Annotated in this window: 15 protein-coding genes; 10 read left to right on the forward strand and 5 right to left on the reverse strand. The window is 72.8% G+C overall.

Annotated elements, in window-relative coordinates:
- Positions 1 to 15 precede the first annotated feature (15 nt).
- From ACIPSC_RS07655 to ACIPSC_RS07665, 3 genes are all read left to right on the forward strand, one after another.
- Positions 16 to 270 (forward strand): hypothetical protein, encoded by a 255-nt coding sequence (locus ACIPSC_RS07655; RefSeq protein ID WP_400824046.1) that lies wholly within the window; start codon positions 16 to 18, stop codon positions 268 to 270.
- A 39-nt stretch (positions 271 to 309) separates the two neighbouring features.
- Positions 310 to 900 carry a DinB family protein gene (locus ACIPSC_RS07660; RefSeq protein WP_400824048.1) on the forward strand — a complete coding sequence of 197 codons (591 nt, stop codon included), beginning with the start codon at positions 310 to 312 and terminating at the stop codon, positions 898 to 900.
- A gap of 325 nt (positions 901 to 1,225) precedes the next feature.
- Complete coding sequence (locus ACIPSC_RS07665; protein ID WP_400824051.1) at positions 1,226 to 2,287, forward strand: M12 family metallopeptidase; 1,062 nt, start codon at positions 1,226 to 1,228, stop codon at positions 2,285 to 2,287.
- Between the two features lie 274 nt (positions 2,288 to 2,561).
- On the opposite strand, the gene ACIPSC_RS07670 is transcribed toward ACIPSC_RS07665, so the two are convergent.
- Positions 2,562 to 2,981: a MarR family winged helix-turn-helix transcriptional regulator gene (locus ACIPSC_RS07670; RefSeq protein ID WP_400824053.1), complete on the reverse strand. Its 420-nt coding sequence runs from the start codon at positions 2,979 to 2,981 to the stop codon at positions 2,562 to 2,564.
- A 61-nt stretch (positions 2,982 to 3,042) separates the two neighbouring features.
- On the opposite strand from ACIPSC_RS07670, the gene ACIPSC_RS07675 reads away from it, so the two are divergent.
- Positions 3,043 to 3,819, forward strand: a complete 777-nt coding sequence (locus ACIPSC_RS07675) for an alpha/beta fold hydrolase (RefSeq protein WP_400824056.1) — start codon at positions 3,043 to 3,045, stop codon at positions 3,817 to 3,819.
- A 96-nt stretch (positions 3,820 to 3,915) separates the two neighbouring features.
- On the opposite strand, the gene ACIPSC_RS07680 is transcribed toward ACIPSC_RS07675, so the two are convergent.
- Entirely contained in the window at positions 3,916 to 6,006 is a 2,091-nt protein-coding gene (locus ACIPSC_RS07680; protein ID WP_400824058.1) for a HelD family protein, read from the reverse strand.
- Positions 6,007 to 6,420: 414 nt separating this feature from the next.
- Here ACIPSC_RS07680 and ACIPSC_RS07685 point away from each other — a divergent pair, with 414 nt between their 5' ends.
- Positions 6,421 to 6,945: a hypothetical protein gene (locus ACIPSC_RS07685; protein WP_400824060.1), complete on the forward strand. Its 525-nt coding sequence runs from the start codon at positions 6,421 to 6,423 to the stop codon at positions 6,943 to 6,945.
- 93 nt (positions 6,946 to 7,038) lie between these two features.
- Here the strand turns inward: ACIPSC_RS07685 and ACIPSC_RS07690 are convergent, their stop codons facing one another.
- Positions 7,039 to 8,013, reverse strand: coding sequence for a GlxA family transcriptional regulator (locus ACIPSC_RS07690; RefSeq protein ID WP_400824062.1), 975 nt, complete (start codon positions 8,011 to 8,013; stop codon positions 7,039 to 7,041).
- A 108-nt stretch (positions 8,014 to 8,121) separates the two neighbouring features.
- On the opposite strand from ACIPSC_RS07690, the gene ACIPSC_RS07695 reads away from it, so the two are divergent.
- Positions 8,122 to 8,946 carry a dienelactone hydrolase family protein gene (locus ACIPSC_RS07695; RefSeq protein WP_400824064.1) on the forward strand — a complete coding sequence of 275 codons (825 nt, stop codon included), beginning with the start codon at positions 8,122 to 8,124 and terminating at the stop codon, positions 8,944 to 8,946.
- A 127-nt stretch (positions 8,947 to 9,073) separates the two neighbouring features.
- Here the strand turns inward: ACIPSC_RS07695 and ACIPSC_RS07700 are convergent, their stop codons facing one another.
- Positions 9,074 to 9,394 carry a carboxymuconolactone decarboxylase gene (locus tag ACIPSC_RS07700; protein ID WP_400824066.1) on the reverse strand — a complete coding sequence of 107 codons (321 nt, stop codon included), beginning with the start codon at positions 9,392 to 9,394 and terminating at the stop codon, positions 9,074 to 9,076.
- Positions 9,395 to 9,742: 348 nt separating this feature from the next.
- Between ACIPSC_RS07700 and ACIPSC_RS07705 the strand changes: the two genes are divergently transcribed.
- Positions 9,743 to 10,168, forward strand: a complete 426-nt coding sequence (locus ACIPSC_RS07705) for a hypothetical protein (protein ID WP_400824068.1) — start codon at positions 9,743 to 9,745, stop codon at positions 10,166 to 10,168.
- Between the two features lie 144 nt (positions 10,169 to 10,312).
- Entirely contained in the window at positions 10,313 to 10,996 is a 684-nt protein-coding gene (locus ACIPSC_RS07710) for a GNAT family N-acetyltransferase (RefSeq protein WP_400824069.1), read from the forward strand.
- Positions 10,997 to 11,069: 73 nt separating this feature from the next.
- Here ACIPSC_RS07710 and ACIPSC_RS07715 read toward each other — a convergent pair whose 3' ends face one another.
- Positions 11,070 to 11,483, reverse strand: a complete 414-nt coding sequence (locus ACIPSC_RS07715) for a cupin domain-containing protein (RefSeq protein WP_400824071.1) — start codon at positions 11,481 to 11,483, stop codon at positions 11,070 to 11,072.
- 52 nt (positions 11,484 to 11,535) lie between these two features.
- Here ACIPSC_RS07715 and ACIPSC_RS07720 point away from each other — a divergent pair, with 52 nt between their 5' ends.
- Together ACIPSC_RS07720 and ACIPSC_RS07725 are read left to right on the forward strand one after the other, a co-directional pair.
- The gene (locus tag ACIPSC_RS07720) at positions 11,536 to 12,528 is read left to right on the forward strand and encodes a GlxA family transcriptional regulator (protein ID WP_400824072.1); all 993 of its coding nucleotides are present in this window, start codon (positions 11,536 to 11,538) and stop codon (positions 12,526 to 12,528) included.
- A gap of 217 nt (positions 12,529 to 12,745) precedes the next feature.
- Positions 12,746 to 13,270: a SixA phosphatase family protein gene (locus tag ACIPSC_RS07725; protein ID WP_400824073.1), complete on the forward strand. Its 525-nt coding sequence runs from the start codon at positions 12,746 to 12,748 to the stop codon at positions 13,268 to 13,270.
- The last annotated feature ends 39 nt before the right edge of the window (positions 13,271 to 13,309 follow it).

Here is a 13,309-nt window from a genome sequence, read left to right on the forward strand (position 1 = left end):
CCGTCCGGAACGGCCGTGGGCAGCTTCGACATCATCGTGCACCACGACCTGGACCGGCTCCGGCACACGCACACCGTCATCGTTCCGGGGGTCGCGGACGTGCACCGCGACGTCTCCCCCTACCGTTCTGGACGCGCTGCGGAACGCCTCCGCGAGAAGAGCGCGGGCAGTGTCCATCTGTTCGCCCTGGCCGCCGCGGGCCTGCCGGACAGAATTCAGGGGCGAGACAAAGGTTCCGGCGGGCAACGAATGCCAGTAGAGTCCGACTGAAACTTGCTGCAAGGGTTTGCACACCGAGAGGGTCCAGCCATGCGTGGATTCGCCCCGCCGGCAGCCGACGAGCGCACGGCACTGACCGCCTACCTCGCCCACCAGCGGCGCGCGCTGCGCGTCACCGCCTACGGCCTGACCGACGAGCAGGCGCGAACGGCGGCCTCCGCCGGCGAGCTGACCATCGGCGGTCTGATCAAGCACGCCGCACGGTGCGAGACGTTCTGGACCGACCTCATCCTCCAGCGGCAGCGCGGGCCGCAGCGGAAGGCGGACGAGTCGGACGCCGGCGAGTTCCGGCTCGGCCCCGGCGAGACCCTCGCCGAGGTCCTGGCCGCGCACGCGGAAGCCGCCGAGCGAACCGACGCGGTGATCGCCGGCATCCCCGACCTCGGGCACGCCGTACCGGTACCACAGGACCTTCCCTGGTTTCCGGCCGAGGTGAAGGAATGGTCGGTCCGCTGGGTCCTGCTGCACCTGATCGAGGAGATCGCACGGCACGGGGGCCACGCCGACATCATCCGGGAGAGCATCGACGGCGCAACCCTCTACCCGCTGCTCGCCACGGCCGAGGCGTGGCCCGACCCGTGGTTCCAGCCGTGGGAACCCGCATCCCCGAGCGGCGGCTGACAGCGCGTCGGGCCGACACCTCCCCGACGCCCGGACGCGCCACCTGCCCCACGCCGGCGGTCCGAGCCGCAACTACCCATCGGAGTTGCGCGATGACACGACGTCGCGCGTAGTCGCTCGGGTGCGGAGGGTGGCCGATGGGGCGTCACAGCCGCCGCCGGCTCCGCATTCCGGCACTTCGCCCCATCTGGACGCCGGCCGAGGGTTGTGGTAAAGCCCGGGCGGCGAGACGATGATGGAAAGACTTCCCCAAGGCCCGACAGCCGACTCAGCGACCTCAACCGCCCGCGTTCGTGCGGTGGTTCGCAGATGGGAGGGTTCCCTCATGGCTGGTGGCAAGAAGGCGGCGGCCTATCCGGCGCCGCAGTTCTGTTCCGTGAAACCGTCCGCAACACCCGCTCCCCGGTTAGACCTGGCGCCGGCTCGCGCCAGCGCGATACGCACCGTTCGGAAGAAGTGGCTGAACGGTACCGTCCTGCACTACTGCTTCCTCGACACCGGCGGCCCCGACCGCCCGCCCGGCCAGCCCGACGCCGTTCGCCACGCCATCACGGAGTGGAAGGATCTCGGCATCGGACTGGACTTCCGGGAGGTGGACGACAGCTCGGAGGCCGAGGTCCGGATCAGTTTCAAGGGGGACAAGTCGGAATCCGCCGTGGGCCGGGACGTGCTGCAGGTCCCGCGCAGCCAGCCCACCACCAGCTACGGCTGGGACCTGACGGACGCCTCCGGCCATGCCACCGCCCTGCACGAGTTCGGGCACGTCCTGGGCTTCGAGCACGAGCACCAGAACCCGAACACCGGCATCGAGTGGAACGACGAGGTGGTCTACGCAGCCCTCGCCCAGCCGCCCAACCGCTGGGACCGGCCCACGACCTTCTTCAACATCATCCGCAAGCTGGACCCGTCCGAGGTCGAGGGCTCACCGTTCGACAAGGACTCGGTCATGGAGTACGCCATCCGGCCCGGATGGATCCGACGGCCCAAGCAACTGCGCCTGCAAGGCATTCCCGAGCCGCTGTCCCTGTCGGCGACCGACAAGGAGGACGTTCTGGTCTGGTACCCGGCGCTCGTGGCCCAACCCCACCTCCTGAAGCCCCGCGAGTCCGTCCTGCTGCCGACCGGAGTCGGCGACCAGGTCGATTTCGCGATTTCACCGACCGCGACGCGCAAGTACTCCATCGGCACCTTCGGGGACGCCGACGTGCTGATGGCCCTGTTCGAGCGGGTCAACGGCGAGCTGCGGTACGTCACCGCCGAGGACGACAGCGGCGAGGATCGCAATGCCCGCCTGGGCGTCAAGCTCTTCAAGGGGCGCAACTACCTCCTGCGGGCGCGCATCTACTCCGCGTGGGGCGCCGGCGAGGCGGCGCTGATGCACTGGTGACGCCCGTCCCTTGCTGCCCTTCCCGGCCCGACCCGGGAAGGACAGCGAAGGGGAAACAGCACCACCGGGCCCGCCGGGCCTGTGGACGCCTTGGCGTGCCCGCGCGTTCGGCACGTGAGCCGCGGTCAGGATCGCGGTCAGGATCGCGGTGCAGTGACGGTGTAGGTGACAGCGTTCGCCAGGACATCAGGGCGGCGCCGGCCGAGGCCGCGCCGGCCCGTTCGCCCGGGGGCGGCAGAGGTGTTCCGGCACCGCCACGGGCGAAGCAGGGCCGCTATGCGTCGGGGTCCGCGGTGAGCTGCCGCAGGAGGCCGAGCAGGGCTGCTCGGTCCGCCTCGGGGAGCGGGGCGAAGCAGTCGGCGAGCACCTCGTCGGCAACCGCGTGGCCGGCCGTCAGAACCTGCTCACCGGTGGGCGTGAGGTGGTGCTCGATGCGGCGGCCGTGGCCGGGTCGGCGCTCCACCAGGCCCTGAGCGGCCAGGCGGCCGACGAGCGCCCCGAACGCCTGCTCGGTCTGGAAGGTCTCCACGGCCAGCGCGCGGGCCGTGGAGCCGGGCGAGCGGCCGATCGCACGCAGGGCGTCCCACTGCGCCAGCGTCGTCCCGACCGCGGCGAGGGCGCTGTCGAGCGCCCGGTGCTGTCGGTACTGGGCCTGCTTGACCGCCCTGCCGAGTTCTTGCAGCTCACCGTCCATGGAGCGATCCTACGCCACGACCAAGCTAGCTTATATAAAGATGTTTAGTTACAGTGAAGCCATGGATCTCAGCCTGAACCTCACCCTGTCCGAGACGGGCGCCGGCCGGCCCGTCCTCCTCCTCCACGGCGGCGGGGGCCCGGCCACGGTCGCCGGCCTCGCCGAGCGCCTCTCCGGCAGCGCCCACATCATCACGCCCGTTCACCCCGGCTGGGACGGCGCCCTGCGCCCCGCCTGGCTCACCGGCATCGACGACCTGGCCCTCGCCTACCTGCACCTGCTCCACGACCGCGGACTGCAGGACGTCCTGGTCGTCGGATCCTCGCTCGGCGGCTGGATCGCCGCCGAGATGGCCGTCCGCGACAACGCAGGACTCATCACCGGCCTCGCCCTGATCAACGCCGTCGGCATCCATGTCGAGACGGAACCCATCACCGATGTCCTCGCCTTCGACGCCCGCACGCTCGCCGAACACTCCTGGCACGACCCGGACCGGTACCACGTCGACCCCGCCGGCCTCCCTGCCGACGAACTCGCCCGCCGGCAGGGCAACATGGCCACCATGCGAACGCTCGCGGGCGACCCCTGCATGCACGACCCCAAGCTGCTCCGCCGGCTCGGCCGCGTCCAGGTGCCCACCCTCGTGCTCTGGGGCGAGAGCGACCGCATCGTCACCCCCGCCTACGGGGCGGCCTACGCCGCCGCCTTCGGCAATGCCCGGCTGGCGCTCGTCCCGCAGGCCGGCCACCTCCCGCAGATCGAGCAGCCGGACGCCACCCACGAGCTGATCGAAGCCCACCTGGCCCGGACCACCACCCACCCCGCGACCACAGGGTGACCCCGCGCCCCAGCAGATGCTCGGCCGCCATCGCGACCCTCCGCGCGCTGCGCAGGAAGTCGGACGGCCCGATTTCCTGCGCAGCACCCTGCGCTCCTACGCGCCGGCCGGCTGGAGAGTGACCGTGCACAGGCGCTTGGTGGCGCGGGTGAGGGCGACGTAGAGATCGCGTTCGCCTGCGGGGCGGGCGGCGACAATCCCGTCCGGGTCGACCACGAGGGCCTCGTCGAACTCCAGGCCGCGCGCCTCGGAGGCCGGCACCAGCCGGGCGTACCGTTCGACCCCCGCGGCCGCCAGCTCCGCCGTCCTTCCGTCCGCGCAGATCACCCCGAGCAGCTCACCCGGGTGCGCGGCTGCCTGCTGCCGCAACTCCCGGACGAGATCGGTGACGAGCCGCTCCGGTGCCGCCGCGACGGCGCGGGGCGCGTCACCGTGACGGATCGACCGGACCGCCGGCTGGCCGGGGGCGATCCGGCTCAGCAGTTCCCCGGTGGTGGCCAGGATCTCCTGTGTGGTCCGGTAGCTGACGGTCAGCGTCCGCAGGTCGAAGCGCCGGCCGACGTGCTCGTCGAGCGCCTCGTTCCAGTCCCGCGCGACCGTGGCCGGGCCCGCCTGCGCGAAGTCGCCGACCAACGTCATCGACCGGCCCGGACACCGGCGCACGATCATCCGCCACTGCATGGCGGTCAGCTCCTGCGCCTCGTCGACCACGACGTGTCCGAAGACCTGCTCGGGCGGGCCGTCGACCAGACTCGCCGCCTCGTCGAGGAGCGGCACATCGGCATCGGACCACGGCGCGCCGGGCGTGCGCAGCAGCAGGGCCCGCTCGTCGTCGCCGAGTTGCGGCAGGTACGCGCCCAGCGCATCGGAGTCGGACAGCAGGGCACTGACGACGTCTCCGGGCACGAGTCGCGGCCAGTGGTCCTCGACGGCCCGGTCGACGTGCGGGTCGTCGAGGAGGGCGGCGCGGACGGCGTCGGCGTCGAACTCCTCGGCCCCGGTGGCGGGCGCGTCGTCGATGCCGAGGTTGCGCAGGTCCCGCGCCGCCAACCGGTCGAGGTCGACCCCGGTGAGTTGCGCGACCTCGGCGTCGATGCGCTCCAGCGTCTCGGCCATGCCGCGTGCCAGCGTGTCCGTCAGAGCGTCGACCAGCGACTCCCGGAACAGCCGGCGCGCCGGGTTGTGTGCGAGACCGCTCGTCTGCGCCGCCTTCCGCGCCTCGGCGACCTCCCACTCCTCCAGGCTGACCCACTCCTGCCCGACCCGGACGGTGAACTCCCCGCCCGGGGCCTGCTGCGAGCGGACCGCCTCGGCCAGGGCGCCCGCCAGGGCCGCCCCACCCTTGAGGCGGGCGGCATCGAACCGGTCCACGGCTCCCGGCACGACACCGGCCAGCTCCTCGCACGTCGCCAGGACGACGTCGTTCTCCCCGAGCGAGGGCAGCACCTGGGAGATGTAGTCGAGGAACCGCGCGTTCGGCCCCAGCACCAGCACGCCGCGCTCGGCCGCCTTCGGGAAGGCGTACAGCACGTACGCGGCACGGTGCAGCGCCACCACCGTCTTTCCGGTCCCCGGACCGCCCTGCACCACCGTCACCCCGCGGTGCGGCGAGCGGACGATCGCGTCCTGCTCCACCTGGAGCGTCGCGACCGCCGTCCCCATCCGCCCCGTTCGCCGCGCCTGGAGCGCCGCCGCGAGCGGGCCGTCACCGACGATGTCGCCGTCGGTGGGAGCGGAGCCGTCGAGCAGCTCGTCGCTCACCCCGACCACCGTACGGCCCGTCATGTTCAAGTGACGGCGGCGCCGCAGCCCCATCGGATGAACCGGCGTCGCCTCGTAGAAGGGCCGGGCCGCCTCCGCCCGCCAGTCCACCAGCACCGGCAGCTCGTCCTCGTCCCGCTGCAGGCCCAGCCGCCCGATCCGCAGCTCCGTCCCGTCCGCCAGGTCGATCCGGCCGAAGACCAGCCCGCCCTCGGCTCCCTCCAGCCGGCGCACCTCCCCCGCCAGCCGCCCGGCCGCCACCTCCCGCTCGTACACCTCGCCCGCGCTGCCCGCCGACGTCGCGAGCACCCGCCCCAGCTGCGCCCGCGCCCCGGCGAGCCGCTCGTCGAACAGCTCGCCGATGACGGACACCTGCGCCCGCTCCAGTTCCACCTGCTGTACGACGTTGTCACTGATCTGCGACAAGGAAAAGCCCCCTTCTCGGTTCGCCCAGACACTATGCAGACCATTTCCGCGAAAGTAAATGTTGACTTTCCATGGTCGAATGTGTCCGTCACGCCGACGGAGGAGATTCGGATAGTCGCAGATCACATCCGGACTCATTCCGCAACGAATTCTTCGACGAGTGCGGATCTGCAATGCAATCAGCAACCGGCCGCGGCCCGGAGGGGCCTTCTCGTCGTGCTGCGGTGGAACTGCCGGTGGACCCTCGGCACAAGGCCTGCGACAGAAACCCGGGCGACGGGCCTGCACCACCCAGGCGTGACAGGCGCTCCTCGTGATGGTTGACGAGTCGAGGCGCGCTAGGGTGCACCGGTCACGAGCCTACGGGAGGGCGGCGGTATGGGGGAACTGCGAGGCACTTACAGAGTGCACTTCGTGGTGGCGTCGGTGCTCTGCGGGGTCGATGTGCTGGCCATGGCGTCGACCTGGCTGCCCGGCGAGCAGACCGTGCCGAAATGGCTCGTGGTGGGCCTGTTCGTCGCGGTGTTCCCGGTCTTCCTCCTCGCGCTGATCCGCACCTTCGTCGGCGGAGCCGGCCACCGCCTGCTGGGCCGGCACAACGCCGGCCGGTTCGCCGGGTACCTCCGGCTGCTGCCTCCCGCCCTGAAGCTCAGCTATGCGCTCGTCCTCTGCCTGGCCGTGCTGGGCTTCGCCACCGGCGCCTCCGCTGCCGAGGACGTGCAGGCGGACGCGTCGGGCCACTACTACACCCACTGGGACTCGGCCGCGCTGCACAGCGTCAGGGTGGACCTCACCGAGCCCGAGTACTACGAGGCGCTGAAGGCCCAGTTCCGGCTCCTCAGCGCCGGCCCGGCCGTGTTCTACGCGATCAGCAGCCTGCTCGTCCTCGCCGCCGCCACCGTGGCCGCCGCCCGCGCGCGAACGGCCACGAGGACCTGATCCGACGCGGCGAGGGCCGGCGGACGGTGGGGCGGCACCGTCGGGGGCCGGAGAGCTCTCACCGCTCCGTTTCGTCGCGTGGCCGCCGGTCGTTCAGCGGCGGCGGAACTGCGCTCGGTACTCCGTCGGCCGCCGGCCCGCGCGTCGGGCGAAGATGCCGCTGAACGTCCCGGGGTCGCGGTACCCGACGTCCGCGGCGATGCTCGCGACGGTCCGGTCGGTCGTCTCCAGCAGGTGTCGGGCGCGGCGCACCCGGGCCGTCTGCAGGTACGCGAGTGGCGTCTCGCCGGCCTCGGCCGCGAAGCGGCGGAGCAGCGTTCTGGTGCTCACGTGGAACTCCCGGGCGAGGGCCGGCAGGTCGTAGCGGGCGCCGAGGTTCTGGTCGAGCCACCGCTTGACGCCGAGTGAGAACTCCCTGCCCACGGTGGGGATGAGCGCCGGGTCGACATAGGGGGTCTGCGTGGATCGCGCGTCGTCGACGAGGGCGATCCGGGCGGTGCTGCGGGCGACGTGCGGGCCGTCGTGCTCCCGGACGAACTGCAGCGCGAAGTCGTACATGGCGCTGAAGGCCGCCGTGGTCGTCACTCCCCGGTCGGTCACGACCAGGCTCTCCCGGCGCAGCCGCACGTCGGCGTAGCGGCGGGCGAACCGGTCCGCGAACAACCAGGACGTGGTCGCTTCGCGCCCGTCGAGCAGCCCGGCCTCGGCGACCAGGAAGGCGCCCACGCAGATCGACACGACAGCGGTCCCCGAGGCCGCCTGCGATCGGATCGAGGCCACCTCCGGGCGCAGGCCGGCGAGCGTCGCGTCGAGATCGAGCGTCGGGGAGAGCTCGAAGCCCGGCACGATCAGGACGTCCACCGGGCGAACCGCCGCGACGTCGAGGGCCGAGCCGCCGGACGCGACCACCCGCCGCCGGGGCGAGACGACCGACGTCTCGTAGGCCGGCTGAACAGCCCCGCGTGCCGCGGCGACGTGAGTCGCCATCGCGAGGAGGTCGGGGACGCCGTACACCTCCGACGCGAAGCAGCCGGGGTAGGCGAGGACGCCGACTCGCAGCGGACTCATACCGCTCCTCCGGTCCTCCGGCGCTTCTGAACGGATGGCGATATTACCGGGAGACGTGGCGATGCCGCCGCTTCTCGGCGGGGCGGGCCACTCGGCACCATCTCGCTCATGACACTCTTGCGAGGACAGCGCGACCCCCTGGACGACTTCTCGCCGAGGTCGGTCGGCATCGACGGCGTCGACAAGACCGTGTACGTCGCCGGGTCGGGGCCGGCGGTCGTCCTGATGCCCGAGATGCCGGGCATCAGCCCCGATGTCGCGCGGTTCGCGCGCTGGGTGCGTGACGCCGGCTTCTCCGTCTACCTGCCCTCCCTCTTCGGCGTCGACGGCGCCTATCCGCGCGCCGAGGAGGGCGGGAGCATCGCTCGGCGCGCGTGCGTCAGCGCCGAGTTCCGGGCGTTCGCCGGCGGCGGCACCAGCCCCGTCGTCGCGTGGCTGCGCGGCCTCGCCCGCCTGGCGCACGCCGAGTGCGGCGGACCCGGCGTCGGCGCCGTCGGTCTCTGCTTCACCGGCAACTTCGCCCTGACGATGGCGCTCGAACCCGCCGTCGTCGCACCGGTGGTCAACCATCCGTCGCTGCCGCTCGACGACCCCGGCGGTCTGGAGATCAGCGACGAGGACGCGGCTGCCGTGGCCGAGCGCGTCACGCGAGACGGCCTGAAGGTCCTCGCCTACCGCTTCGACGACGACAGGTGGTGCACCGGCCGGCGGTTCGCGGCCTACCGGGCCCTGCTCGGGGACGCCTTCGACGGTCGCGTACTCGACGCCGGGTCGGCGAACACGGCCCCGCCGCCCTTCTTCCGTGACGTCGTCGGTTGCGCCCACAGCGTCGTCACGGCGCACCTCGTCGACCAGGACGGCCACCCCACCGTGCAGGCGCGGGACGAGATCATCGCCTTCCTGGCGGAGCGGCTCGGCGTACGGCCGGGATGAGCCCGCGGGGACTTCGGGCGTCCGAAGACGTTGCAGAGGTCCGGCGCCAGCGGGACGGCGCACACCAGCGGTCCGGCGCCGCCCGGGGCTCGTGCGCCCGGGCGGCGCCGGACCGTGTGGCGGCGTGCTACATGCCGCTCTCGGCCTCGGCCACGGCGATGGCGACGCCGAGTGCCTCGGTGATGTGGGTCGCGGCCGACATCACCCGGGCGGTGCCGACGATCGGCGCGATCGCGACCAGCACGTCCTGCAGCTGGCTCGCCGTCATGTGCTCCCTCATCGCCGGTTCGACGTGCGCGAGGTAGGACACGGCCGGGGCGTCCATCGCCGCCAGCGCGGCGATCCGGGTGAGGATCATCATGTCGGGGGCCATGCCGCACCGCTCGATCGAATCGGCGGTCATGGCCATGAGGGTGTCGAGGACGGGGGTCTCGGAAGTAGTGGGCATGTCCGGTCAGCTCCAGGTGTCGTCATGCTCGGTGTGTGCCTCGGGCGGGGGCGGGGAGTCCGTGCCTCGGACGAGGCCGGGCGTGCGCGCCTCGTGCGAGGCCGGGGACGTCCGTGCGGGGCGCCGTGTCCGACCGTAGGCAACCGCCGCAGGGGCCGCACGGACAGTGGGCCGCCCGGGTGGAAGGCCCGGTGGACAACCCGGCGGACGGCCCCCGGTGGAACCGACGCGCCCGGGCGTGCGAACGCCGGAGTAGCAGCCGTATCGCGGTCGTGGCACTTTGGTGAGGGAGGCCTCCGACCGGGTGGCCCGGAAACGGGCGACGCATCTCTCCGAGGGAGCCAGAGCATGGCCAGCAACGTCAGCAGTGGATCGGCGGGGGCCAACGTCAGCCGGAAGCCGTTCGCGACCGGCTGGACCGCCTTCGCAGCCTGCCTGATGATCTTCGGCGGGGCGATGGCCGTCCTCCAGGGGATCGGCGCGATCGTCAACGACGACCGTTATGTCATCACCGGCAACTACGTCTACAAGTTCGACGTCACCGGCTGGGGCTGGCTGCACCTGATCCTGGGCCTCATCATCGTGGTGGCGGGCTTCATGCTCTTCACCGGGGCGTTGTGGGCACGGATCCTCGGTGTCGTCGCCGCAGGTCTGAACATGGTCGCCAACTTCCTGTGGCTGCCCTACTACCCGTTCTGGTCCGTCATCATGATCGCCATCGACATCTTCGTCATCTGGGCCCTGACCGCGGGCACGCACCGCGAACGGGCCTGAGTCCGATCCGAGGGCCGGAGCACGGGTCGCAATCGGATCGGATCCGATCGGGCGCGCCGGGCCGGGGTTCACGACCGGCCCGGCGTGCCCGGCGTCCTCCATGCGGCCGGCACAGCCCGGTTGCGGTCGTGCTCTAATCACTGGATGACGAAGATCGAGTCAGAGCTGATACGACGTTGGCTGGACGGCTGGACCGTGGCACGCTCCCTGCCCGAGGCCGAACCGATCGGCTCCACCGGGGACGGCCTGCGGTCCGAGTGCGACCAACCCGGCCGTGAGGTCGAGGTGTTCGCACTGCGTGCGGACGAGGAGCCCGAGTCCCTGACCCGGCTGGCGGCGACCGTCGCCGCCGCGCGGCGGACCACCTGGCTGACGGTGCCCACGCTGCGCCCGGGCACCGTCGAAGCCGCCGTCGGTGCCGCCGGACTGGAGCTGCTCCATCGGTCCGAGTGGCTGATGACGACCGACCTGACCACGCACCCGCAGCACGCGCCCGCCGCTCCGTACGAGCGTGAGGTGCGCGCGGAGGGGCCGGTCACGGTCGTCTCCCTGCACGACCCCTCCGGTGCCGTGGCGGCGCGCGGCACCGTCGCCGTGGTCGGCGCCGATGCGGTCGCCGATCGCATCGAGACGGACCCGGCGCACCGCCGGCGCGGCCTGGGCCGTGCCGTGATGAGCGCCCTGGCGGAGGCCGCTGTGTCGCAGGGCGCCCGTACCGGCCTCCTCATCGCCAGCGAGGAGGGCCAGCACCTCTACTCCTCCCTCGGCTGGCAGCACGAGGCCGACGTCCTGATCGCCCGCGGGCCGGTGGCCGGCTCCGCCCGGTAGGACCCGCTCCTTGCGCGGAAGCCCGGGGCGCGGAGGCCCAGAACGCGAAGGCCCGGGTCGACTCGTCCCGGCCTCAGGGGGTGAGGGGGTGGCCGGTGGTGGCGTCGACGTGGGCGGGGACGGGGTCGTGGCGGTCGCCGACGGTGGGAGTGCCGGAGGGTTCGAGCATCAGGATGGCGGCGCCGGTCGGGGCGTGGGGCTTGTGCTCGGTGCCGCGGGGGACGGTGAAGACGGCGCCGCGCGGGAGGTGGACGGTACGCTCGCCGTCCGGTTCGCGCAGGGAGATGAACAGCTCGCCGTCGAGCACCAGGAAGAACTCGTCGGTGTCGTCGTGGGCGTGCCACAGGTGCTCGCCCCTGACCTTGGCGACGCGCACGTCGTAGTCGTTGACGTTGGTGACGATGCGGGGGCTCCAGAGGGCGTCGAAGGAGGCCAGGGCCTCGTCGAGGGAGATGGGTTCGCGGTTCGCGGCGCTCGTATCGTCCATGGACCCCATCCTGGTGCGGCGAGGCGACCGGGACGAGTGCTAGGAATCGCACATGCCGCATGATTCCTCTCAGCCGCCCGCCCGGGAGCGCCTCCACCGGGTCGTCGTGATCGTGGACGAGAACTCCAACCCGTTCGAGCTCGGTTGCGCCACCGAGGTGTTCGGCCTGCGCCGGCCCGAGCTCGGCCGGGACCTCTACGACTTCCGGCTCTGCTCGCCGCAGCCGCGGACGGCGATGCGGGACGGCTTCTTCACGCTCACCGGCGTCGCGGGCCTGGAGGCGACAGACGACGCCGACACCCTGATCGTCCCGAACCGGCCCGACGTCGAGGTGCCGCGCCGGCCCGCCGTGCTCGACGCCGTCCGGCGGGCGCACGCCCGCGGCGCCCGGCTGGTGGGCTTCTGCAGCGGCGCGTTCACGCTCGCCGAGGCCGGGGTCCTGGACGGGCGCCGGGCCACCGCGCACTGGCAGTGGGCGGACGGCTTCCGGGCGCGCTTCCCGACGGTGCACCTGGAGGAGAACGTGCTGTTCGTCGACGACGGCGACATCCTCACCGCCGCGGGCAGCGCGGCCGCGCTCGACCTCGGGCTGCACGTCGTGCGCCGCGACCACGGCGCGGAGGTCGCCAACGCGGTCAGCCGGCGGCTGGTCTTCGCCGCGCACCGCGACGGCGGGCAGCAGCAGTTCATCCAGCGCCCGATGCCTGCCGTCCCGGACGAGTCCCTGGCGCCGGTGCTGGCCTGGGCGCAGGAACGGCTGGACGCGCCGCTCACCGTGTCGGACCTGGCCGCGCGCGCCGCGGTCAGCCCGGCGACGCTGCACCGCCGCTTCCGGGCGCAGCTGGGCACCACCCCGCTGGCGTGGCTGACCCGGGAGCGGGTGGCACTGGCGTGCCGGCTGATCGAGCGGGGCGAGTCGAGACTGGAGCTGGTCGCCCGGCACAGCGGGCTGGGCAGCGCCACGAACCTGCGGGCGTCGATGCGCCGGGCCACGGGCCTGGCCCCGTCGGCGTACCGGCGCCGGTTCGGCCCGGGCGCGGGGTGAGTGCCCCCGACCACCGGGGTGCGTGGGCGGCCACCCGGCGCGCCCGCCTTGACCGGCTGCGCCCCCCTTGACCGCCTGCGCCCCCTTGGCCGCCGCCGCCTCGTCCGGGTGACAAGCACACCCCCGTGCTGGCGCGCCCGGCGCTCGCGGTGGCCTACTGGTCGGGTGAGCATCGCCGGGACGACGGGGGCACGGGCATGACGACGGGGGTACGGGTATGTGGCGGCTGATCGTGGTGCGGCACGCGAAGTCCGCGTGGCCCGACGTCCCCGACATGGAGCGACCGCTGGCGGCCCGCGGCCTCCGGGACGCGCCGGCGGCGGGGCGCTGGCTGCTCGACCGGCAGCTGCTGCCGGACCACGCCATCTGCTCGCCCGCCCGGCGGGCGGCCTCCACCTGGGAGCTGGCCTCCGCCGAGTGGCCGGAGGTGCCGTCGGTCGTCCACGACCCCCGGGTGTACGAGGCCGACGCGGACGGCCTGGTCGACGTGCTGCGCGAGGTGGACCCCACGGTGGGGACGGTCCTGCTGGTCGGTCACCAGCCCGTCCTGGCGGAGCTGGTGCTGGCGCTGGCCGACCGCAATCCCGCGGCCCCCGGTGCCGCGGCCCGTGACGCGGACCTCGACCGGATCCGGGAGAAGTTCCCCACCAGCGCGATCGCCGTGCTCGCGACGGCCGCGCCCTGGCCGCGGCTGCGCCCGGGGACGGCCCGGCTGACCCACTTCGCCGTGCCGCGGGGATAGGGCCTGTCCTGTGGATCAGGCCGGGGTCCCTCCCGGCCG

Source organism: Kitasatospora sp. NPDC090091 (assembly GCF_044747365.1).
In the GTDB taxonomy this organism is placed as follows: Bacteria; Actinomycetota; Actinomycetes; order Streptomycetales; family Streptomycetaceae; genus Kitasatospora.